At 36.9% G+C, this 22,685-nt stretch carries 23 protein-coding genes and 1 pseudogene; 15 read left to right on the top strand and 9 right to left on the bottom strand.

What is annotated here, in order from left to right; all coding sequences use genetic code 11:
- Position 1: 1 nt before the first annotated feature.
- From CHI06_RS03305 to CHI06_RS03290, 4 genes are all read right to left on the bottom strand, one after another.
- Positions 2-664 carry a sulfotransferase family protein gene (locus CHI06_RS03305; RefSeq protein ID WP_373558129.1) on the bottom strand — a complete coding sequence of 221 codons (663 nt, stop codon included), beginning with the start codon at positions 662-664 and terminating at the stop codon, positions 2-4.
- 93 nt (positions 665-757) lie between these two features.
- Positions 758-1,729 carry a CgeB family protein gene (locus CHI06_RS03300; protein ID WP_095247002.1) on the bottom strand — a complete coding sequence of 324 codons (972 nt, stop codon included), beginning with the start codon at positions 1,727-1,729 and terminating at the stop codon, positions 758-760.
- Between the two features lie 11 nt (positions 1,730-1,740).
- A complete protein-coding gene (locus tag CHI06_RS03295; protein WP_095247001.1) occupies positions 1,741-2,232 on the bottom strand; it encodes a hypothetical protein in 492 nt (163 codons plus the stop codon).
- 183 nt (positions 2,233-2,415) lie between these two features.
- Positions 2,416-3,168, bottom strand: coding sequence for a hypothetical protein (locus CHI06_RS03290; RefSeq protein ID WP_095247000.1), 753 nt, complete (start codon positions 3,166-3,168; stop codon positions 2,416-2,418).
- Between the two features lie 398 nt (positions 3,169-3,566).
- Here CHI06_RS03290 and CHI06_RS03285 point away from each other — a divergent pair, with 398 nt between their 5' ends.
- The 3 genes from CHI06_RS03285 (at position 3,567) to CHI06_RS03275 (ending at position 6,691) form a co-directional block, all read left to right on the top strand.
- The gene (locus tag CHI06_RS03285) at positions 3,567-5,888 is read left to right on the top strand and encodes a hypothetical protein (RefSeq protein WP_095246999.1); all 2,322 of its coding nucleotides are present in this window, start codon (positions 3,567-3,569) and stop codon (positions 5,886-5,888) included.
- Complete coding sequence (locus CHI06_RS03280) at positions 5,803-6,339, top strand: Mov34/MPN/PAD-1 family protein (protein WP_095246998.1); 537 nt, start codon at positions 5,803-5,805, stop codon at positions 6,337-6,339. The genes CHI06_RS03285 and CHI06_RS03280 overlap by 86 nt, the downstream gene beginning before the upstream one ends.
- A gap of 148 nt (positions 6,340-6,487) precedes the next feature.
- Positions 6,488-6,691, top strand: a complete 204-nt coding sequence (locus CHI06_RS03275) for a hypothetical protein (RefSeq protein WP_095246997.1) — start codon at positions 6,488-6,490, stop codon at positions 6,689-6,691.
- Positions 6,692-6,893: 202 nt separating this feature from the next.
- Here CHI06_RS03275 and CHI06_RS03270 read toward each other — a convergent pair whose 3' ends face one another.
- Positions 6,894-7,154, bottom strand: a complete 261-nt coding sequence (locus CHI06_RS03270; RefSeq protein ID WP_095246996.1) for a DNA-binding protein — start codon at positions 7,152-7,154, stop codon at positions 6,894-6,896.
- A gap of 154 nt (positions 7,155-7,308) precedes the next feature.
- Here CHI06_RS03270 and CHI06_RS03265 point away from each other — a divergent pair, with 154 nt between their 5' ends.
- The 4 genes and pseudogenes from CHI06_RS03265 (at position 7,309) to cysC (ending at position 10,955) form a co-directional block, all read left to right on the top strand.
- Positions 7,309-7,647 carry a DUF1360 domain-containing protein gene (locus tag CHI06_RS03265; protein ID WP_095246995.1) on the top strand — a complete coding sequence of 113 codons (339 nt, stop codon included), beginning with the start codon at positions 7,309-7,311 and terminating at the stop codon, positions 7,645-7,647.
- Between the two features lie 278 nt (positions 7,648-7,925).
- Positions 7,926-8,849, top strand: coding sequence for an NAD-dependent epimerase/dehydratase family protein (locus tag CHI06_RS03260; RefSeq protein WP_095246994.1), 924 nt, complete (start codon positions 7,926-7,928; stop codon positions 8,847-8,849).
- 339 nt (positions 8,850-9,188) lie between these two features.
- Positions 9,189-10,331: pseudogene (sat, locus tag CHI06_RS29630) on the top strand (sulfate adenylyltransferase); the annotation flags it as partial.
- Positions 10,332-10,955, top strand: coding sequence for an adenylyl-sulfate kinase (cysC, locus tag CHI06_RS30345; RefSeq protein WP_257009152.1), 624 nt, complete (start codon positions 10,332-10,334; stop codon positions 10,953-10,955).
- Positions 10,956-11,086: 131 nt separating this feature from the next.
- On the opposite strand, the gene CHI06_RS03250 is transcribed toward cysC, so the two are convergent.
- Positions 11,087-11,848, bottom strand: a complete 762-nt coding sequence (locus tag CHI06_RS03250) for an N-acetylmuramoyl-L-alanine amidase (protein WP_095246992.1) — start codon at positions 11,846-11,848, stop codon at positions 11,087-11,089.
- 452 nt (positions 11,849-12,300) lie between these two features.
- Between CHI06_RS03250 and CHI06_RS03245 the strand changes: the two genes are divergently transcribed.
- The 4 genes from CHI06_RS03245 to CHI06_RS03230 all read left to right on the top strand — a co-directional run bounded on the left by CHI06_RS03245 (position 12,301) and on the right by CHI06_RS03230 (position 15,748).
- Positions 12,301-13,632, top strand: coding sequence for a DUF7852 domain-containing protein (locus CHI06_RS03245; protein ID WP_142300921.1), 1,332 nt, complete (start codon positions 12,301-12,303; stop codon positions 13,630-13,632).
- Between the two features lie 216 nt (positions 13,633-13,848).
- A complete protein-coding gene (locus CHI06_RS03240; RefSeq protein ID WP_095246990.1) occupies positions 13,849-14,604 on the top strand; it encodes a CsxC family protein in 756 nt (251 codons plus the stop codon).
- Positions 14,605-14,967: 363 nt separating this feature from the next.
- Positions 14,968-15,429, top strand: coding sequence for a flavin reductase family protein (locus CHI06_RS03235; protein ID WP_095246989.1), 462 nt, complete (start codon positions 14,968-14,970; stop codon positions 15,427-15,429).
- Between the two features lie 88 nt (positions 15,430-15,517).
- On the top strand, positions 15,518-15,748 hold the full coding sequence (locus tag CHI06_RS03230; protein ID WP_095246988.1) for a hypothetical protein: 231 nt from the start codon (positions 15,518-15,520) through the stop codon (positions 15,746-15,748).
- A gap of 26 nt (positions 15,749-15,774) precedes the next feature.
- Here CHI06_RS03230 and CHI06_RS03225 read toward each other — a convergent pair whose 3' ends face one another.
- Positions 15,775-16,317: a GbsR/MarR family transcriptional regulator gene (locus CHI06_RS03225; RefSeq protein ID WP_095246987.1), complete on the bottom strand. Its 543-nt coding sequence runs from the start codon at positions 16,315-16,317 to the stop codon at positions 15,775-15,777.
- A gap of 269 nt (positions 16,318-16,586) precedes the next feature.
- On the opposite strand from CHI06_RS03225, the gene CHI06_RS03220 reads away from it, so the two are divergent.
- The 4 genes from CHI06_RS03220 to CHI06_RS03205 all read left to right on the top strand — a co-directional run bounded on the left by CHI06_RS03220 (position 16,587) and on the right by CHI06_RS03205 (position 21,047).
- Positions 16,587-17,873: a quaternary amine ABC transporter ATP-binding protein gene (locus tag CHI06_RS03220; protein WP_095246986.1), complete on the top strand. Its 1,287-nt coding sequence runs from the start codon at positions 16,587-16,589 to the stop codon at positions 17,871-17,873.
- Complete coding sequence (locus CHI06_RS03215; protein ID WP_095246985.1) at positions 17,843-18,694, top strand: ABC transporter permease; 852 nt, start codon at positions 17,843-17,845, stop codon at positions 18,692-18,694. The genes CHI06_RS03220 and CHI06_RS03215 overlap by 31 nt, the downstream gene beginning before the upstream one ends.
- A 1-nt stretch (position 18,695) precedes the next feature.
- Positions 18,696-19,580, top strand: coding sequence for a glycine betaine ABC transporter substrate-binding protein (locus CHI06_RS03210; RefSeq protein ID WP_095246984.1), 885 nt, complete (start codon positions 18,696-18,698; stop codon positions 19,578-19,580).
- Positions 19,581-19,778: 198 nt separating this feature from the next.
- Positions 19,779-21,047 (top strand): S8 family peptidase, encoded by a 1,269-nt coding sequence (locus CHI06_RS03205; protein ID WP_095246983.1) that lies wholly within the window; start codon positions 19,779-19,781, stop codon positions 21,045-21,047.
- Positions 21,048-21,121: 74 nt separating this feature from the next.
- Here the strand turns inward: CHI06_RS03205 and CHI06_RS03200 are convergent, their stop codons facing one another.
- Positions 21,122-22,021: an alpha/beta hydrolase gene (locus CHI06_RS03200; protein ID WP_095246982.1), complete on the bottom strand. Its 900-nt coding sequence runs from the start codon at positions 22,019-22,021 to the stop codon at positions 21,122-21,124.
- Between the two features lie 135 nt (positions 22,022-22,156).
- Positions 22,157-22,561, bottom strand: coding sequence for a hypothetical protein (locus CHI06_RS03195; RefSeq protein ID WP_257009150.1), 405 nt, complete (start codon positions 22,559-22,561; stop codon positions 22,157-22,159).
- Between the last annotated feature and the right edge of the window lie 124 nt (positions 22,562-22,685).

Raw genomic sequence — 22,685 nt, 5'->3', positions numbered from 1 at the left:
ATTAATAAGTTTTTAACTTCTTATCTAGAAATTCTTTAACCTCCTTGAGACGATGATCTGGGGGGTTACCGTTTATTTTATTGATTTGACTAACAAAATCTTCTGGATTATTTAAAAAATCTTGAAAAGAAACATCAATTATCTTTTCAGGAGGCAGGCCGTAATTATGACGGTAGTGATAGAGGTTTTTTAAATATGGTATTAAAATCAGGTTTGCTGTTCCGATCGTGTTCCGATCCCGGTTGGCAAGGGATCGGACGGAGGCTTCGAATGGCCGATGGACAAACACATAGGTGATATCCGCTGCCTCTTCTAAATATGTTTTCCAGAGTTCAAACGTTAACAATGTGCGTGGATCTTTAAGTCCCCATATAGGTTTCTGATTTTTTTCAATAAATGTACGGATTTTTGAAACTGAAATCTTGGTTTCCGTGATTTTTCCTTGGAGGGGTGGTTTGTTCCATGAACTGTTGACACTTCTCAGAATCTCCTGATTCAATTGGACAAATTCAACATTTTCAAAATGTCCTTTTTGATTATGCTTGGTTGCCTGGAGGAGTCTATCTCCCATATGAATACCTAAAAGATGCATAACACCCGCAGTAGCGCTAGATCCAGAACGGTGAAGGCATAAAACAAGGAAAAGCTTGCTTTTTTCTTCCAAATGTAACATCCCCTTCTAACTCTTTAAAATGGTTTTTCATACTATACTTATTTATTATGACTAAAAAGAGCTATCCATGTCTGAACAGCTCTATTATTTGGTTGAATCCTTAATCAATTCCAACATTTTTTCTAGCCTCTGCTCAAAAGTATGGTCCTTCAATACACGATTTCTTGCATTGTCCGCAATCCATTGTCGTTCTTCTTCAGATTTCAAATAATAATCAATCTTTTGGCGTAGTTCCAGGTTATTTTTGAATGACACGATTTCCTCATCTTCTATAAAATGGTTTGGTAAATCCTCTTTGAATTGAATCAGTTGAAATGAGCCGCATGCCGCGACATCGAAGGTTCTGTTGTTAATACTTTTGCCGATAATACCCAGCTTATTTTGGTTCTGCTTCAGGTTAAATGGCCGATGTGTATTTAACACGACCTTCGCACCGTTATAAAGATCAGCTACCACTGATGGATTTACCCATCCTTCATGAATCATTAATTTGGGGTTGCTTCGGAAGCGAAATAAAGAATTGGACCATTTACCCACAACTTTAATTTTGTAGCCTGTATTCTGTAAAAGAAACTGAATAAATTGTATTCGATCCGGATAGGGAAACCCGACCAGGCAAATATCGCTTCTGTATTTTGCTTCCACAGGCTTTGGTTTAAAGACTTGAGGTTCTGTAGCAAGCGGTAGTTGGTAAGCATGCAAATGCCCGTTGGTTTTATAATATTCAAGTGCTGCGGAATCAATGGTGAAAACAAAATCAAAATATTGAGAAAGTACTTTTGTCCGATCCATAAAATAGGGATCTTCTGTTAACCACACCGCTGTCTTAACTTGCTGTTTCTTTAACCAGTGAACCATTTGAATGGGTAACTTAAAACCAACTAACGTAAGGGCCACTTCCGGTTTAAATTCTCTTGTAAGCGACTGTAAAGTAGAAAGCCCATCTTTAAAATGGAAAAATTTTACCTCATGATTTTTTTTTAGCGCTCTAATGATCCACGCTTCAAAATGATCATAAATGCCTTTATAACTGGAAGTTATAAATAATATTTTCAATATTCCATCCCCTAATAGTTTACTGTAATAGTGTTTAATGCCGGAATTCCGTTTTTTATTTCATCACAATAAAAAAAACCTTCAACTGCCATGAACTTATGGTCACTTGTGGTTGAAATACGTACCTCGTTTGCAAATGTTAGATTTTCACCAGGTTCTATATGCTTGCAATGGTTGGGTTTTAGTATGTGTTCTCCCGTTTCCAAGGTTTTTTCTTTCCAATTATCATAAATATAATGCCATGCTTCAGTATTAGCCCCATCAATCATTAGGGCAGTATGGGATAATGAACCGATTTTTCCGCCGAGACGAACATTTTGTGGTGGTTTGGTTCGTATACAGATGATCGGGTTATTCAGTGTTTTTCCTCCGTTATTTTTAATGATGAAGTTTCCAATGATGGTCATTTCCTTCTCTTGTTCCTCCGTATCCGGAAGCATTACAGTATAGCTGAACCATGCTAGTGCCTCTGCATTTACCTGTTCTCTTTTTTTCCAGAACAAGCGAATCTCCTCCTCTGGTTAGCCCGAATATTCCTAATATTCTATGCCTACAATTCTTTTTCCATGTTAGTAAAGCCTTTTCAAAAAGAATAAATTGAATCGTCACAGTTTTGTTTTTCTGCTTACAGAACAAAAAAAAGAGGAGGTGAACTCCTCTGTAGAACTTAGTCATATTCCCTATTTCTATAGAGGAGTGGGAGTTGGTCCTACTCCTGGGAAAATTGTTGGACATTGTGGGGGGAATGCAAGTGGCGGACAAACAAACGGCATATCCGTCCGCGGCTGACAGAAGTCAGCTGTAATTTCAAGCTTTACCAGTGCCTCCATTTGAACATTTTGGCAAAGATTGATAGAGATATCGAGTTGTTGGAATTCGAAAGTTCCAGGTGTAGCTAATGGTCGACAGATTAAGTTAGCATCACATTCAAAGTCAGTTATTTCGCATTGAAGGAACGTGCCAGGAGGTGCACAAAGGAAAAACTTCTCGGATACAGCCCAAGGAATTGGTAAGGATGTACAAACCTCACCTGCTGCATTTGTCACACGAACAACAATAAATCCCTTTTTTAATACCTTTACCTTTTGAAGAGTAACTGTAGATCCATCAGGCAATTGAAACTGCCCGCTTGCACGACCTTCTGGCTGCGGGATTTCTGTACAAAGAATAGCACCAGGTGCTAAAGGATCAATAGGGGTTCCGTCCTCATCTGAAGGGAAACATTCTACTGTATAGTTTCCACCGAGAATAGCACAAGGGTCATCAGAACCTGGTGTTGGTGTAATACCCCCGGGGCAATCAAAGAACAATGTGGTTCCAAGGTCACCTCTATCAAAGGCCAATAGAGGAACATCTACTTGGCGAGTTACCCAGTCGTAGACTTTGTTCACTTTGATACAAAGAGTCTCCTGACCACCGCTTATCGCTTTAAAATCCATGAAAAAATCATCCTCTCTCTTATATTTCTTTTCTTTTTTTGGTTGAGCCTATTGTATACTATGCTGCTTTCCTGAAAAGTGTTTGAATTTTGTTTTATATTTTATAAAATATCAGGAAAGAACAAAATAAAATCAATAGTTCACCCATTACAATATATTCCTAAAGTGTGTGAATGTTCTCTAAAATTCCAGTAACCAAGCCTGAATATTTTTTCTCTTATGTATGATTGGATGTCTTTACAAATTAAGGTCGCTAGTCCGCTTATATTTAGTACTATTATTATTGGTGAGGAATCCTTTAAAAGATAATTTTATTCATCGGTTGGTAAACGTTAGTCTTAAACTTGCATAAACATGTTAAGAGCAGAAATGGGCTTTTGCCTAGGGGAGGGAAACGAATGTCAAAAAGGCAGCGCTTTGAAAAACTAACCCACTTGCAGCTGCAGCAGAAAGTGATTCATCTGGAGTCAGAACTCGTACATTGCCACTCCAATAGTCAAACAAATGATCGAAGTTACCGTGAGCAAATGGTTAGGCTGCAACAAGAAAATGTTAATTTGAGAAGGGAAATGCAAGAGATCTTCAATGAGCATAAGACGTATTATCAGGATAGAAATAAACTCATTCATGAATACAATAAGGTACTCCAAAAAAATATGGCCTATAAAACCAAATTAGCTCAACTAAAAGAGAGCAATGAAGCAGCGGAATCGCTTAAAAAAACTGATCAGTTTGCGGCTGAAAATACCAATCTTGTCAAATTGACAGAAAACTTAAGAAAAGAAGCCCAAATGCATGAGGAAAACTCAGAAAAACTTTTTAAAGAAAAACAAATTATGGAAGTCCAATTGGAGGATTTAAAAAAAGAAATATCTCTCATGAGGAAAGAATATAAAGAATCTCACCAGAAATCCTCAAAAGAAAATGAATGGGAGGCTAAATTCCAAAAACTTGAACCTTTATTGAAAAAAGCAATTAAAGAGAGAGAAGAAATCTTTAAAGATAACCAAGCATTACAAGATAGGCATAATGAATTGAGTCAAAAAATAACTGAAAAAGATGAAAACATTGGGAGTTTGCAACAGGGGATTGCACTGCTCCAAAAGGAGACCGAGGAATATAAAAAAAATGTTGAGTCGTTGAAGAAAAGAGAAGAAACTTTAATTCAAGAAAATAAAGAAATGAGTGTTGAATTATCTGAGGTGCAAAAAGTATTAAACCAGTTGAAAAAGGATAAAAGTAAATTTCAAAATGAGTTGCATTTGAAACAAAGGGTTTTAGACGATGTAACAGCACAGAATAAAGATTTTGTTCAGCAATTGGAAGTTTTAAAAGAAAATATGGAACAAATAACTCAGAAAAACGTAATCTATCTACAGAAGATTACCCAATTGGACTCAGAGAAGCATTCCGATCTTGAAGTGTTTGGTAAACATGAAGCAGAATTGTCGAATGCAAAAACGCAAATAATGGAATTAAAAACATTAAAAAGCAAATTATTTGCTCGTCTAAAATATAGGCTGAAAGAGGTCAGAAGACTAGAGAAAGAAAATCATCAATTTATGGAAGAAAGAGCAGGCCTTCTTAAAAGGATTGCCATTCTCGATGAGGAAAACACTTCAATTCGAGACAGTGTTTTACAATTCTCAATACAAAGGGAGTTGGACGAAAAGAGGCTTGATAATATAACGTCCGAACTAAATGAAGTTTTTACTCAAACAAAGACAATCATTAGGACGGCATCTTCACTGCAAGACCAATTGGAGGCAAAAAATAGGAAGATTAATCAAATGAAAAAGGAGAATGAGAAACTTATGCAAGATTTAATTCAGCTTAATGATGACTTTGAAAAGTCGGAGGCTCGAAAAAGTGAGCTTGAAAATCAGATTGAAGTAATGAAAACTGAGTTACTGAAAGCTCAGGATTCCTTGATTCGCCTCGAACTTTTTGAAACGGAAAAACTCAAGTTGAAAGATGAATTGGAAACAAAAATTGAAGAATTTAATAATCTAACCCATAACTATCAGCGTGAAAAAGACTCCTACCTGCAGGTACTAGAACACGTCCAGGATCAAGTGAACGTGTATAAAGAAAAATCAGAGTTTTTTGATTCAGAAAAAGGATCATGGTCCAAACAAATTGATGAATTAAAATCTGAATTAGCTGAAACAAAGGCTACCCTCGTGAAAATGGAGGAGCTTGAGAAGAAAAATGAAAGAATAACGGCAGAACTAGAGGACAAAAAAGTAGAAATTTATAAAATCCAAAAGGAAAGTGAACTGGCCCTCCAAAATCAGATGATACAATTTAATTCAAAGCTGAAATTGCATCAAGAAAAAATTGATCAATACGAAAAGGACAGAGTGTATGCAGAGAACCAAATGAAAGAAATGAAAGCTAAGTTTGCCGTAATAGAATCAAACTTGAAAGAAAAGGAAAATTTTATTAGACAGTTTATCACTCAACCGCCTATGACATCCGGAATCCAAAAGGCAGTACAGCCAGCTGTGGAAGAAACCATAAAGAATTTGGAGCAGCCAATACCCGTAGAAAACAATCCATCCTTACCTCAGGGCCAACAATCAGGAGATTGGTTTCAACGAAATATATCTCAACAGCAAGTACAATATCAGAATGTACAAAAAAGTACAAACTCAAGTCCCGCGCCGATGGATTTTTTCACATTACGAAGTAAAACAACCCAGCCCTCGTCTCCCTGATCGAAGTGTTGAAACTAAAGGGATTAAGAACAAAAAAGAGAATTATCAAGCTTTTTATATAAAGAAGTCTGTATATGAGGAAATGATTGCTTATTGCAAACAGGCATTACCGTATGAAGCATGTGGATTACTTTCAGGTATTAATGAAACAGGCAACACTTTATGGAAAATAAAAAATGAATCAGTTCGTCTAAATCGGTTTTATATGTCCCAAGAGGCTATTAAACGTGCAGTTATGGAAATGAATGAGAAGGATGAAAAACTTACAGGCATTTTCCATTCGCATCCCACATCACCTGCCTTTCCTTCATCACAAGATATTGAAAATAATCCTTACGACCAGATCGCTTACTTTATTGTTTCGTTTTATAAAGGAAAAGTAGACGTGGGTTGTTTTAAACTAAATAACAAAAAAGTCATCCCAGTGAAATTAAATATAATTGATGAGTGAACTTAAACGGCGTCCCAGCAGAACGCCGTTTTTTGTTGTTCTATTAAACTTATTTTTTAAACCATCCTCTCCCCTTTAAATGGGAACACATCGTAATTCATAGATACATATAATTTATGGAACCCTACTTAGCAAGGAGGTAGTTAATTTGAAAACCAGACGGGGTGGGCAAAACGTAAGTCGATCTCTTACTCCAAAATTTTCACCGCAATCAAAAGTGTATATGGGACGTAAAATAGCTGACAATTATTTATCACAGGGAGTTGTCTCCAATAAAAGGGTGAAATCTGATTCTGGGGGATGCGGGTGCGGAAAACCCAAACAGGTGGGAGTAAAAAATAAATTAAAATAAATAAAAATCCGTCAAATTTTTACTTTATAAGACCGCTTCTTGCGGTCTGAATTATTTTTCCTCTCTTGATAACCCTAAATTTATAAGTAGTTACAAAATATGTATTCCTAGTCCACTCCCTTAAGGATAAGTATTGTTTAAGTCTGGGAAATACGGTTGTCCTCTCACAAAAAAAGGCCCTCCAAAAGGAAGACTGTTTCTTCTATAGCTTTATATCAACTTCTGTTTGGTAACAGCAAAACTTAAACTTCTTTCCTTTACCGCACGGACATGGTTCGTATAATTTTTCTTTCATCTTAGCCTTTACAGTTTTTTTCAGGTGAGAAATATCAACAAAAGGCTTCATTCGGATTATTGCTTGAATGTCATAGCTCTCGCATAATTTAGCAACTTGTGCTGCTTGTAATTCCGTTACAACCGAACAAACTATCGGCTTTTCTTTTGGCATTTTATCGTTCTCCATAAAAAATCCCCTCCAGTTGTAGTACATATTATGTCATTTCACTATATTCGTTACCTGTTGCATTCATTCAATAAATTGATAAGGGTATCTAAGGAACGTTTGAAGGGTCTAAACATACAATGAATCAAATTTATGTGAGAAATGAGGTGATTGTATGTACAGTTTGGATTGGATGGATTTATTTATTATCATTTTTGCTTCCTTTCGTTTAACCCATTTAATTGTCTTTGATAAAATTACTTCTTTTATTAGACGCCCATTCTTTTCTGTGAATATAGTAGAAAATAATTTCGGTCAACTAGAAGAGACGATTGACATAAAGGGTACGGGGATAAGGCATTTTATCGGTTCTCTTCTAAGCTGTTTTTGGTGTGTAGGATTTTGGTCCTCCATAACTGTAGTGTTTATCTATCTCTATTTTCCTATTACTTATCCATTTTTTCTTGTTCTAGCCGTAGCAGGGGCTGCTGCCATTATAGAATCGAAAATTTAACTTGTGTGTTTTTCCTTTTCCATCTTTATTTTTAAAAAAGGGGTATCCAAAAAAAGAAAGTGGGAGAAAACCACTTTCTTTAAAATGAATTTTTCATGGATTATTAAAGGGTATTCAAATTCTAGTTATTGAATGTAGTGAACCTGTCCTAAGGCAAATAAAAAAATTTTCAGGAAATGTTGAAAGTAGACCCCTAAACAAAAAAAGGGGTACATGTCTTATACCTTTTCTAATTTTCGAGAATAAGATGGTTAGAAAAAAGAGGTGACTTATATATTATGAAGGCGATCGTTACTGGAGGCGCTGGTTTCATTGGTTCCCATTTAGTGGAAGAGCTTGTTAAACGAGGATTTGAAGTTCATGTACTCGATAACCTTATAGCGGGACGATTGGAAAATGTTCATCCTTCTGCCATTATTCATGTAGAGGATATTCGGGGTACAAAGGCTAAACAAATTATTAACCAGGAAAAGCCGGATATAGTATTCCATTTAGCTGCCCAGGCTGATGTTGGAAAATCTATCAGCGAACCAAATTATGATGCAAGTGTCAATATTAATGGAACAATTAATATTTTGGAAGCATGTCATGAAGCGCGGGTAAAGAGAATCATCTTTGCTTCGACATCAGCAGTTTATGGAGATTTGGAGACCGATTTATTATCGGAAACCGATTTGACTGTACCAATTTCGTATTACGGATTATCAAAATTAACTGCCGAATCCTATATCCGTATATTTTCTCATCTTTATAAACTTCCATTCACCATTCTTCGATACGGAAACGTATATGGTCCAAGGCAATTACCAAAGGGAGAAGGAGGGGTTATAGCAGTATTTCTTAATCGCATAAAGAGGAATGAGATGTTGTTAATACATGGGGATGGCGAACAAACTAGGGACTTTATTTATGTAAAGGATATTGTTTTAGCCAATATCGCTGCAATTAAAAGTGGTGACCGCCAAACTTTCAATATCAGCACCTCAAAGACAACCTCCATTAACCAATTGATTGGCTTTTTAAATAAAATACACGGTTCCCCTATTGGATATGTTTTTGTCGATGGTAAAAAGGGTGATATTAAACATAGTTGTCTTAATAATCAAAGTGCTCTTCAGTCACTTGAATGGCATCCTACTTTTGATATTCTACAAGGTTTAGAGGAAACATATGCTTATGTATGGCAGAGGGATAAATCTTAAATAAAAATTCCACTAAATGCTTTTTATTAAAAGCAAAAGGGATAGGAAGTGTAGTGATTGCCCGAACTTAATGATAATAACCATCCATTATTGACATATTTCTTTATTTGCTACTATCTTGGTGACAATTTGAATCTATTTGTAAAAGAATATATCTATTTTTTAATCATAATTTTGCATATTTATCTTGGATGAAATTGGATGTTTCCCTATTTAAATCCCTCAAAAATTGTCAACTTAAAATATGTACAAGTTGGTATCCCTTACCAAAATTAACAACGTTCCTGAGCTAAGAGGTGACTTCTACCAATATTATAAAAGTAAAGGAAGGTATTCGTGATGAGTCAGAGTATTCCTCATGGAGGATCATTGGTAAATTTATTTGATCCAGATTTTGAATATCAATCTCTAAAAAATGAAATAGAACTAGATAACATATCATTAAGTGATCTCGAACTTATAGCTAATGGGGCTTACAGTCCATTAAAAGGATTTTTAACAAAAGAAGATTATGAATCCGTAGTTGAGAATATGCGTCTTATGGATGGTACTGTTTGGAGTATTCCGATAACACTCCCAGTAAATGAGAAGCAAGCGGAAGATTTAACTGTTGGTGAGTGGATAAAGCTAGTTAAAGAGGGGGTTGTGTATGGTGTCTTAAAATTAGATCAATTATACACACCCAATAAACAGAAAGAGGCAAAGAACGTTTATAAAACAAGTGACCTAATGCATCCAGGAGTGAAAAAACTATATGAACGGCCTGATATTTTTGCTGGTGGAGAAATCAAATTAGTTCACAAAATTGAAAAAGGGGAATTTTCTTCTTTCCATATTAATCCAGCTGAGACAAGAAGAAAATTTAGAGAGCTAGGATGGAATATGGTGGTTGGGTTCCAAACAAGGAATCCTATTCATCGTGCCCATGAATATATCCAAAAATCAGCACTTGAAATTGTAGATGGCCTTTTTTTACATCCACTTGTTGGTGAGACGAAGCTTGATGATATACCAGCAAAAATTCGAATGGAAAGTTATCAAGTCTTGTTAAATCATTATTATCCAAAAGACAGGGTTTTACTATCTGTTTTCCCTGCAGCAATGCGTTATGCCGGCCCGCGTGAGGCAGTTTTTCATGCTCTCGTTCGTAAAAATTATGGATGTACACATTTTATTGTTGGACGTGATCATGCAGGGGTAGGTAACTATTACAGCACCTATGAAGCACAAGAAATCTTTAAAAACTTCACTAATGAGGAACTTGGAATCAACATTCTTTTCTTTGAACATAGTTTTTATTGCTTAAAGTGTAAGGCAATGGCTTCAACCAAAACATGCCCACATGGTAAAGACAATCATGTAGTTCTTTCTGGGACTAAAGTAAGGAACTTATTACGTAACGGTATTTATCCTCCAAGCACCTTTAGTCGTAAAGAGGTCGTTGATGTATTAATAAAAGGTATACAAAAACAAACGGAGATTGTGCATGTGGAAGAAAAAAAATCACAGGCAACGAACATCACATGGCATGATCCCAGTATTACAAAAAAAGACCGGAGAGAACAAAATGGTCATAAAAGCTTTATCCTTTGGTTTACGGGATTATCGGGCTCAGGGAAATCTACGCTCGCCAATGAAATAGCTAAAAGATTATTTGATCGTAAAATTAGAAATTATATATTAGATGGGGATAATATCCGGTTCGGTCTGAATAAAGATTTAGGTTTTTCAAAAGAAGACAGACAGGAAAATATTCGGCGTATCGGTGAAGTTTCAAAATTATTCGTAGATAGTGGTCAGGTGGTCCTTGCAGCCTTTATTTCTCCATTTCAAAGAGATCGAGATCAAGTACGTCAATTAGTTGAAAAAAATGAATTTATCGAGGTTTTTGTTAATTGTCCGTTGGATGTTTGCGAGAAACGGGATCCCAAAGGCCTTTACCAAAAGCTAAGAGAGGGAAAGATAAAAGAGTTTTCAGGTGTGGATTCTGTTTATGAAGAACCGGTTAATCCAGAATTGATTATCGATACAAACAAGTATTCAATTCAAGAATGCGTTGCGCTAGTAATCAAGTATTTAGAGGAAAAACAATTAATAGAAACCTAGTTAAATGTATGGGATTGAGAGAGAAGATTCTTATAACATACCCCCACTTTAAATAGGTATTTCTGGCGGGGGTATGTTAAATCTTGCTCTACTACCCACGCTTAAAAGTTTAATTAGCTAGGGCAACTGAATTATTCTATAAACACAATGGCATCAAATCCGGCATTCCTAGCTTTAGCAGCTAGGGATTCTGCATTTTCTTTTGATGTGAAAGCGCCAATTTGGACTTTATATAGACCATCTCTAAGTAAAACAACGGCATCGAAACCTTTCGACATTGCCTCTGATGCAAGGTTGTCTGCATTAGACTTGATACGAAATGCACCAATCTGAACCTTATACAGAACAGTTGGTTTTCTCGTTAAATTAAATGCCCTTGCTAATCCATTAGCATGTCCTCTGGCAATACTTACTAAGAAACTTGATGATTTTAATTTGTTAGCGTCATTAGGGTTATCTATAAACCCATTTTCGGTTAACAAAGCTGGCATCATTGTTTCCCTTAAAACATGGAAGTTAGCTGATTTTTTACCACGATTAGCAAAATCTACTACCTTTAGAATCTCATCATGAATGATATCCTGGTATGTCGTTGTAGGGGAGCCAACTCCTGGATAAATATAGCTTTCAAACCCTGTACCTCCACCTGCATTGATATGGATGGAGAGATAATAGTCTGCTCCCCAATTGTTTGCGGCATTTGTTCTTTCGCTTAAGCTGACAGTCTGATCGCTTGTCCTACTCATTAGGACTGATACACCTTCATATTCATTTAATAATATATCCCTTAGAGTCGTGGCTATTGGTAAAGTAAGATTCTTTTCTTGCAGACCATACCCCAAAGCTCCAGGATCTGAACCGCCATGTCCGGGGTCGATAAAGAGTTTAACCATCTAAATTCATCACCTCCATTAATAACATATTATAAAAGTACTGATATGCTTGGACTAATAACAACATTAAAGATAAAATTATGCTCAAAAAGCAATAATCAAAAGGAACGAAACTCCGATTTCCTTTACAAAAAAGGAATAGAAAAATTGGGCTAGTGTACCGCCTTTTGTTAATCAGCTATCCGGGCACATTAATGAGTAATAAGCATACATAAATAAAGTAAGGATTTGCAATTAAGGAGTTGAAAAATGTGCAGACTCCATGGATAAACAAAAAGAAAATGGAAGAACTAGTATCTAATCAAACTAATACAATTATGAGATTTCCAATAAAACCGATTGTATTGGAATGTGTATGCGAGATTGAAGAAAACATAGAGAACAGCAGAAGGTCCATTAACCGGGAAAATCAATCAAAACAAACAGGAGATTCAAAAAGGAACAAGGATCGAATGAAAAAAAATGAACCAGTAAAAGATGAGAATCGAGTAACAGCAAATGACCGGATTACCTTTACGATAGATAGAAAAATTAAATACTCGAAAATTTTTAATGAAAAATTAAATAATATTTCTGAGCAGATCTCTCTTTTCGAAGAGAATATGGTCACTGAAGCGGACGAAGAGCTGCCTTCATTTCCTGAGGAGAACGTAATAACCGCAAGGGAAGAGGAACCGTCTTCATTCCAACAAACAGAGGTTACGGCAAAAGGAACTTTTGTAGAGACCCCCCCTATCGAAACAAACGTTGAAATGGGATATGCTCAGACAATCCCACCCCTTTCAGATGAATCTAGTCAAGAGCACACCTCTCATGGTGGAACAGTTGGTGGAAAAGAAATGGAACTAAAAATACCTGTTTCCAGTGATAAAGTAAAAACATACCTTGAAGATCAAGAATCGCAAAAAATATCTAATGATCATAAAGAGGAACAATTGACCTTTTCTAAAGATTTTTTTGGTACCAATGATTTGAAAGAAAATAACATGATTACGGCTAATGATTTCTTGGGTATACAAATTCCTGTTATTCTTGAAAAATATAATATTGAAATTTGTTTAGAGGACGAAGAAATTTTCACAGAAAAGGTAAAAGAAATAAGAGAGATTTCTAAAAAAGTAGTATTGAAAACTTGTAAATTTATACCTTCTGAATTGTCGCCAGTGTTAGATAACGGTTCTTGCAAAGCTTTAAAGGGGAAATTAATAATTGAAGGATTCATTCAACAAGATATTAAGTATATTTTTGAAAATCAGCAAACTCCGAATTATGTGCAAAATCAATCACCTTTCAACAAAATGAACAAAAAGAATTCAATGTACCTAAGAAAACATAATTTCGATAGATATAGTTATGTGCCACAACCTTACCCTACAAATAGTCCTAACCCAACTCAAACAAATCATGGCCAATACTCTGAACGGCTGATTAATTCCATGAGTAAAACGATTCCCTTTGGCAGTATAGTAGAAATTAATCATTTCCTGCACCCGCCTCTTTTCGGTTCTATTGAGGAAAAATCATTCATCTTTCAAAACAATCTTGACCAACAAAAATCTGCTGCCGATCAAACACAATTAATCAAGACTTCCTATTATCCCGAAAATACACATGGCAAATTAATTTATTCTAAAATTCATCAAAATATTAATATTTTTAAGCATGAACAAAAATATATAAAGACCCCTAGAATCAAACTAAAACAATTTATCGTATTGGAATTAGGGATTCATTTACTCCAAGAACAGTCTGTTCAAGTTCAAATGCTTAAAAATTGGATTTAAACGAGAACAAGCCTACTGGTGAAGTAACTTTTCATTAGTAGTCTTTTTTTATTCCTCACCATGGACAATCCTTAATAGATACTTAATACAGTACACCTGTCCTATTTTTCAAAAAAGGCTCTTTCACCACTCTTAAAACCTATACCTGCTTGTATATGCTGAATACTATATTGGTGTATACAAATAAAACAATATAATTGAAAGGATGATTTTTTCATGTGTAAAAATAAAGATCAAGATCAACCGCTGGTCTGTCCAGTTGTTTCAGACCAACAAGGTGCGTTTGGTGACTCTCCAGTAGGACGTGTTCTTATTCCTAGTACAGCAACTCTTAAGGTTCCAGTTGTATTAGCCGAGAGAACTCTGCAAATTGTAGTTGAAGCAAATGTTCCTCTTTTCCCTGCAGCAACAGAGATTAAAAGAGTTCATAAAAATGTGAGTCTAACTCAAGTTAAACTCGTGCCTGTGGCCTTTGCACCTATTCCAGGGACAGACTTTTTTAATGTAACAAGAGCAAAATTATTTGTTGCTGGGACAATTCGTAAAAATATTGAGTATGCTTCCGTTGCTTGTAATGGACCACTAGTTGATAAAATTGCTACAATCCCATTTTCAGGCTATGCAGAATTAACTGCTGGAGACTTCCTTGCATTTCCAATTCTTGCCGCATCATCAGACGCTACAGCACAATTTCTAGATGATAAAGATGACTTATCTCCACGCTTTGATAAATATTTCTTTCAAAATCAAGTCAATTATAATGAACAACCTTATGGCGAGTTAATCCGTGCAAATTTCTTTGAGCTCGATTTTTCACCGAACATTAAAAAGCCGGGAGCTGCCTTTAACCTTTTACGTGAAAAAATTGTACTAGATCTTACACTTAAAGTATTACAAGTTCAACAATTTGAAGTAGAAGGAAACCGTGTAATCCCATCATCAACTAATGGGATTGTTGGACCAGGCAATTAATTTGCTAAAGAATTAGCTAACTCGATCAAATAGAATTGACTTTTTTAAAACGAGGGGCGCCTATTGATAGGCGCTCCAAACACGATTATAGTCCTTTTAACAAAACCTCGAAGAATATTTTTAAGAACCATGATAGATATTCTTCTGGGTGACTTTATTTTCACCAATAGAATACATAAATTTGCGATATGTCGTAATTGGAAAGTTGACCGCTCTTTTGATACCTATCAAGATAGGAAAATCATAAAATTAGACACAAGATAACAAAAATAATAAAATTAGGAAAGAGTGTTTGTTTTCTAGGTTACCTAGTTAATAAAAGAGCAATCAGAGATTCGTAAAAAAGAGTAGGGGTGTCGAGAAATGGATGATCGTTTTTTTCGAAATGCAATGGGGAAGTTTGCAACAGGGATAACCGTTGTTTCAACTGAAGTTGATGGTGAAGCACATGGAATGACGGCAAATGCATTCGTTTCTGTCTCTTTAGATCCGAAATTAGTACTTGTATCAATTGATAAAAGAGCAAGAATGCTGCCTCTCATCCAACAATCCAAAAAATTTGGAGTAAGCTTCTTATCCGCTGATCAGCAAACAGAATCCATGCGTTTTGCCGGGCAAATCAAAGAGGAAACTCCATATAACTTTGAACAATTTGGTGAATTACCTGTTATCAAGGGGGCACTTGCGAACCTGACTTGCAATCTTTACAACGAAGTTGAGGCAGGGGACCATATTTTATTTATCGGTGAGGTTACTGATCTAAAGGTGAACGAAGGGGACCCGTTATTATATTTCGGAGGCCAATATCGCAAGTTAGAAGAATAACTTACTTTCCAGAAAGCTGTCACATGGCAGCTTTTTCTTATTGTGCTTCTAGTACAGTATTGTACAATAAGAACAGGAGGGATATACCTTGTTAAAAAAGATAAGAATTACATTAGGGTTTGTTGTTTTATTATTAGCTGGATTTGGATTACTGACAAAAAACTTCGTGGCACAGCCTTTTATGATGCTGGGATTAAGTGCCTTTATTTTGGTCGGCGGGTTAGACGAACTTAAAAAAGGAAAAAAAAGCCGTGGATATATAAGCATTTTTCTATCTGTATTTGTTTTAGCCATCTTAGTTCAATCTTTCACATCTTAAAACGATGTCAAAAAAACGGAGGAATCTTATGATTTCTCCGTTTTTTTGGGAATAAATTCAAAAATCTCCTTGGATTCAAAACTATCCACTAATCGGTTGAGCCATTCATAATATTCTATTGCCGAAGTTAGTTTTTCAATATCCATGTTTGCTTGGTTTTTTACATGAGTGTCCACTCGGTCATTATCTACTAGGGTTTGAATTTCACTAAGAGATTTCTGCATAGCGCTTATATTAAGGGATATACCTGCGCGCCACTTTATGGTAAAGAAATCGATGAAGGTTTGATACCAATCTGGCTCCGCCTGATAGAGATCTTTCCTGACCCCTTTTTTCCAAACCTTTCCCACCATTTTCAACTCCAATAAGCTTCGGACAGAGGTACTCATACTCGTCTTACTCATTCCAAGCTCTTCCTTCATTTCATCAAGTGTTAACGGACCTTCCTGAAAGTACATGGCCCCATATAATCGGCCGATAGATTCCGTAACTCCATATAAATTCATATTTTTAGAAATCGCATCAATTACCCGTTCACGAGCGAGTTCTAGCTCTTTTTCTCCGTTCATCCTGTCATCACACCTATCTTAAACGTGTCCTTTTATTAGACTATCATGTTTCGATAAAAAGTAAAGAACTCACATTCGAAGGAAATGGAAGCATTTTAGAGGAATATTAAGGATATTGTATGTGCAGTGTGTACAGTTTTTTCTGTACACACTTTACGACCGAATATGGCTAATTACCAACTTTGCCCGTTACATGAAATTGGTACTATAATAGGCAGGTAGACCAGAAAGTGGTGTTACTAGCAACATAGATAGATAGGGGTGAACAAATGACTAGTAATCCAATAAAAATTAGGGTTCAAAATGTCACAAAAGTTTTTGGAAAGTCCAAAAAGGCCATTCAACTTTTAAATGAAGGCGAATCGAAAGCAGCTATTCTAAAAAAAACCGGGGCAACGGTTGGGGTTAGTAAAGCTAGCTTTGAGGTGGAAGCTGGCGAAATCTTTGTCATTATGGGTTTATCCGGAAGTGGTAAGTCAACGCTCGTCCGGATGCTTAATCGTCTCATTGATCCATCCATTGGGGAAGTGTACATTGATGGTGAGGATATTGTAAAAATGAACAAAGAACAATTAAGAGAGGTTCGCCGTAAGAAAATTAGTATGGTATTTCAAAAGTTTGCTCTGCTTCCTCATCGAACGATACTTGAGAATGTAGAGTATGGTTTGGAGGTACAGGGAATACAGAAAGAAACGCGCTCAAAACAAGCAATGGATGCATTGAAACTGGTTGGGCTGGAAGGGTATGAACATCAATATCCTAAACAATTAAGCGGCGGTATGCAGCAAAGGGTTGGATTAGCGAGAGCCTTAGCAAATGACTCTGATATTTTATTAATGGACGAGGCATTTAGTGCATTAGATCCATTAATTCGAAAAGATATGCAGGATGAACTTCTTGATCTTCAGTCAACAATGAAGAAAACCATTGTATTCATCACGCATGATTTAGATGAAGCACTAAGAATTGGCGACCGCATTGCTTTGATGAAGGATGGTGTAATTGTCCAAATTGGAACGCCTGAAGAGATATTAATGAACCCTTCCAACGACTATGTTGAGAGATTCGTAGAAGATGTCGACTTATCCAAAGTCTTGACTGCCGGTCATGTCATGAAACGAGCGGAAACGGTTTCGCTTGAAAAAGGTCCGAGGGTTGCGCTTCAAATTATGAAAGACCTAGGAATTTCGAGTATTTATGTCGTTGATAAGAAGAAAACCTTGCTTGGGGCAGTGACTGCCTCGGAGGCAAATCGAGCAATCGATAGCCGCCAAGGTCTAACGGATATTTTAAAAGAGGAGGTAACGACAGTTTCACCGGATACGTTACTTACTGATTTATTCGATAAGGTCTCAACAGCCTCCATACCCGTTGCGGTCGTAGACGATAACAACAGACTAAAAGGAATTCTGGTTAGAGGAGCCGTCATCGGCGCCCTGGCAGGGAACAATCAGGACATCAACCAAATACATACCGCAAAGTCTGAGGCAGCGGCAGGTCAATCAGGCAAGGAGGTGAAAATAACATGGAACAATGGCTCCCAAAACTCCCAATAGCTGTTTGGGTAGATGATTTTGTTAATTGGCTGACGACAAATTTAGAGGTAGGTTTTGATGGGGTCACCATCATTTTAGAGTCGGTAGTAGAAGGAATGGTGGCTGGATTTGGTTTTATACCATCCTATGTATTTATCATTTTATTAACGCTCATTGCTTGGAAGGTGTCGAATAAAGGCATTGGCCTATTTACACTGATTGGTTTATTTTTAGTAGATAACCTTGGTTACTGGGAGCCAATGCTTGAGACACTTGCACTTGTGTTAACCGCTGTATTTATCTCCATTTTATTAGGGATTCCTATGGGTATATGGGCTTCACAAAAACAAATGGTAAAAAACGTTGTGGTACCAGTTCTTGATTTTATGCAAACCATGCCTGCTTTTGTCTACTTAATTCCTGCTATTTTCTTTTTTAATATCGGTGTGGTTCCAGGAGTAGTGGCATCCGTCATTTTTGCTATGCCGCCGACGATTCGTTTAACTATCTTGGGTATTCAACAAGTACCGGCGGATATTATTGAAGCAACAGAAGCATTTGGTTCAACAACCAGTCAAAGATTACTAAAGGTTCAATTGCCACTGGCAATGCCAACAATTATGGCGGGGATCAACCAAAGTATTATGCTCGCTTTATCAATGGTGGTTATCGCTTCCATGGTCGGTGCACCAGGTCTTGGTGCAGATGTTTACCGTGCCGTCACACAAATTCAGATTGGTAAAGGGTTTGAAGCAGGGCTATCCATAGTCGTGATTGCGATAATTCTCGACCGAATTACTCAAAATATTGGAAAAAGTAAAAAACAAGGGGGAACTGTTTAATATGAAGAAAAAATGGATGGTAACGTTATCGGCAGCTTTATTAACAGTAGGTCTTGCAGCTTGTGGTTCAGATAAAACAAGTAACGAGGCAGGAACAGTAGGAGAAAAGGTAGATTATGAGATTATTGGAATTGACCCAGGTGCCGGTCTAATGAAGGCTTCAGCTAAAGTAGTTGAGGAATATGCCTTAGAGGATTGGACTCTAGTCGAAGGATCTAGTGCTGCTATGACGGCAGCATTAAAAAAGGCATATGAAAAAGAAGAGCCTATTATTGTCACCGGCTGGACACCACATTGGAAATTTGCTTCATTCGATTTAAAATACTTAGAGGATCCAAAAGGGGTCTTTGGTGAAGACGAAAACATTCATAGTATTGCAAGAAATGGTTTAAAGGATGATCATCCAGGTGCCTATCAAGTTCTTGATCAGTTTACGTGGACACCTGATGATATGAATGTTGTTATGAATGATATCGTTAATGGAGAAGATCCTGAAGCCGCAGCGGCTAAATGGGTAGAGGAAAATGCTGACAAAGTGGCTGAATGGACAGATGGAGTAGAGAAAGCTTCCGGAGAAAAAATCAAGCTTGGTTACGTTGCCTGGGATAGTGAAATTGCCAGTACAAATGTCATCGGTAAGGTGTTAACCGATTTAGGATATGACGTAACACTTACTCAAGTTGAAGCAGGACCGATGTGGACTGGCGTTGCAGATGGAAGCTTAGATGCTCATGTGGCAGGATGGCTGCCATCGACACATGCAGATTACTATGACAAGTACGAAGGTGATTTTGAGGATTTGGGAGAAAACCTTAAAGGTACAAAACTAGGACTAGTAGTTCCTGCTTATATGGATATTGATTCAATTGAAGATTTAAAAGAATAAAAGATTTAGAATGGAAGGGACCCTCAAAAATGGGGGTCTCTTTATTCGTTATAGGCACTAAAAATTTTAGTAATTACCCCAAATTATTTCCCAACTTCCTATGATGAATGATATATTGATTAATTTGAAATTTCTAAATAAACTCAATATTACAGCCGCAAAAAAGCTGTACATAAGAAAATTGAGAGGGGAAATAAGATGAAAAAGAAAAAAAGGATTGCCTCTGCATTACTAGCACTTACAATGGGAGTTTCACTGTTTGCCTCAGCTGCGTATGGTGAGGTAACAGACTCAAAGGAAACTTACCGGGTCATTATTAAAGGATCGAGTTCTGATAAGGAAAAAGCAAAAGAAAGTACGGGAGTACGATGGGATTTCGGTTCTGAAGGCTATTCAACTACGGTGAATGCGAAGCAATATCAAGCATTATTAAAAAATAAGAACCTAACAATTGAAAAAGTACCAGAAGTTCAATTGGATCGAATTGAAAGCGCTTCAAAAAATACAATCGGTACAACCGCAATTACATCCCTTCCAAGTGACCGGACACCGTGGGGTATGCAAGCCATTTACAATGATCCAAATATTACAAGTACATCAGGTGGAGCGGGAATTAAAATTGCCGTTTTAGATACTGGCGTTTATATTAATCATTATGATTTAGTAGGAAGCGGTGAACAATGTAAAGACTTTACCCAATCCTCGTTAGCGCTTGTAAATGGAACGTGTACGGATCGAAACGGACACGGTACACATGTGGCAGGATCTGCACTTGCACACGGAGCATCTGATGGTTTAGGGTTTTACGGGGTTGCACCACAAGCAAAGCTTTGGGCATATAAGGTATTAAGTGACAGTGGATCTGGATACTCAGATGATATTGCTGGAGCGATTCGTCATGCTGCCGATGAAGCTGTTAGAACTGGCTCAAAGGTTATTATATCTATGTCATTAGGTTCTGCAGGTAAGGATACGATGATTGCTAGTGCAGTAGATTATGCATATAGCAAGGGAACGCTTGTGGTTGCCGCTGCAGGTAACGATGGATATGCTGCTAATACCATTGGATATCCAGGAGCATTAAAGAATGCAGTAGCTGTAGCAGCTTTAGAAAATGTTCAACAAAATGGAACTTATCGTGTAGCGGATTTCTCATCTCGTGGAAACCCATCAACTGATGGTGATTTTGTCATCCACGAAAGAGATGTAGAAATCTCAGCCCCTGGTAAAGACATTCAATCTACTTGGTACGATGGAAACTACAATACGATTAGTGGGACCTCAATGGCTACTCCTCACGTATCAGGGCTAGCAGCAAAAATTTGGTCATCTAATTTATCATGGTCAAATGCACAGCTTCGTTCTGAGTTACAAAGAAGAGCTAAATTATACGATATTAAGGGGGGATACGGAGCTGCAACAGGAGATGACTACGCTTCAGGATTTGGTTTTGCAAGAGTAAGATAATACTAGGGAGGAAGCCATCTAAAAATATAGATGGCTTTTTCTTCTTTTATATAAATTTATTGGGAAAATCCTTTTTATACATTAACCTTAAATTTTTGGTTTACAAATTCACCGATTTCATCAATAGCCTGATTTGCTTCTGGTATTTCAAATGTATGGAATACATGCCACATATCCTCCCAGACTTTAAAGCTTACTTCCACACCTGCCGCACAAGCACGATCCACAAGGCGGACAGAGTCACTTAAAAGTATCTCATCATTTCCAACGTGTACCAACATCGGAGGAAGGCCTTCTAAGTTAGCGTAAATTGGTGAAACGAGGGGAGTACGTCGATCTAAGTCACCAATATATAAGACTGGAGTTGCACGTGAAGCTTCTGATTTTAACCATGGATCCGCATCAGCACGTGTTTCCATAGATTCTCCTGTACCTTCCAAATCGGTCCAAGGAGAAATAAGCACAGTCAAAGCAGGAAGTTCATCCCCAGATTCTTTTAATGATAGTAATGTTGATAAAGTAAGGCCGCCTCCAGCAGAGTCACCGCCAATAATGATTTGTTCCGGTTTATACCCAGAGGAAACTAACCAGTGATAGGCTTGAACTGCATCCTCAATGGCAGCTGGAAATGGATTTTCTGGTGCAAGCCTGTATTCAGGCAATAATACCTTCGAAGACGTTGAGCGGGAAAGCTTAGCTGCAATGCCTCTATGAGTGTTACAATTGCCAAGAATATAGGCACCACCGTGTAAATAAAGGAAAACTCGATCTTCTACAGCGTTTGGAGCTGCCACCCATTCTGCTGGAATCCCTTCAACTGTGGTTTTCTCTACTTTTACATCCGGTGCAATAGGGGTTAAGCTTGCTAACATTTCCAATCCTTTTCTTGATGCTTCAAGATTAAAGCCTGCAGGTTGAGATGCAGCATAAGCCTTTAAATATTGTTTTACCGCAATACTTTCTAGACTTGGCATTTCTTTTTCCTCCTATTAAAATATTATTTTTACATATTATTAGTTCGCTATCATTGGAAAAATCCCTCCAATATTTAACAACTTTTCCAATCAGAAAGGCCATTAACCATAGTAAATGGCTAATGGCCTTTCTTATTATCTCGGAGTTAATGTTTTGACTGAAATGGCAGGGGAATAGGAGGTGACAATACAGCCCTCTAGATTCTTTTCATCTAACAACCCTAGTTGAAGTGCAGATTTAATTTTGGCATCATCCGGTTTCTTTACCACTTGAACGAGGTCGGTCATTTGTAATTCCTCTAACCTTTTTACCGTTACTTCTTCATTATATTTTTCAATTTTCCTCATTTGCCGCTGCAGCTTATAGCCATTTATCGTAACTTCGGCTTTATTATTAGGACCGACTAGTTTATTAAAGTAATCATGAAAAGTGTCTTTTAGTTCATTCATTTCCAACTCGATTTCCTTTTTCTTTTTACTAAGCTCATAATATTTAACCAACATTTCATCTGTTATGAAGGAATCATTCTGTTTACCCAAGAGCCTCTCCTCCTCATCGAACGTATATTCTAATTTATTAGCCTTCAAAGGGAAATAGTACGATTAACTCTCTACATTATTTTTAAAAAAGTTACTATTTATGGCATTTTTTTCAAAATATAAT

The organism is Bacillus sp. 7884-1 (assembly GCF_002272245.1).
In the GTDB taxonomy this organism is placed as follows: domain Bacteria; phylum Bacillota; class Bacilli; order Bacillales; family Cytobacillaceae; genus Neobacillus.
This window is presented reverse-complemented; position numbering and strand designations above follow the sequence as displayed.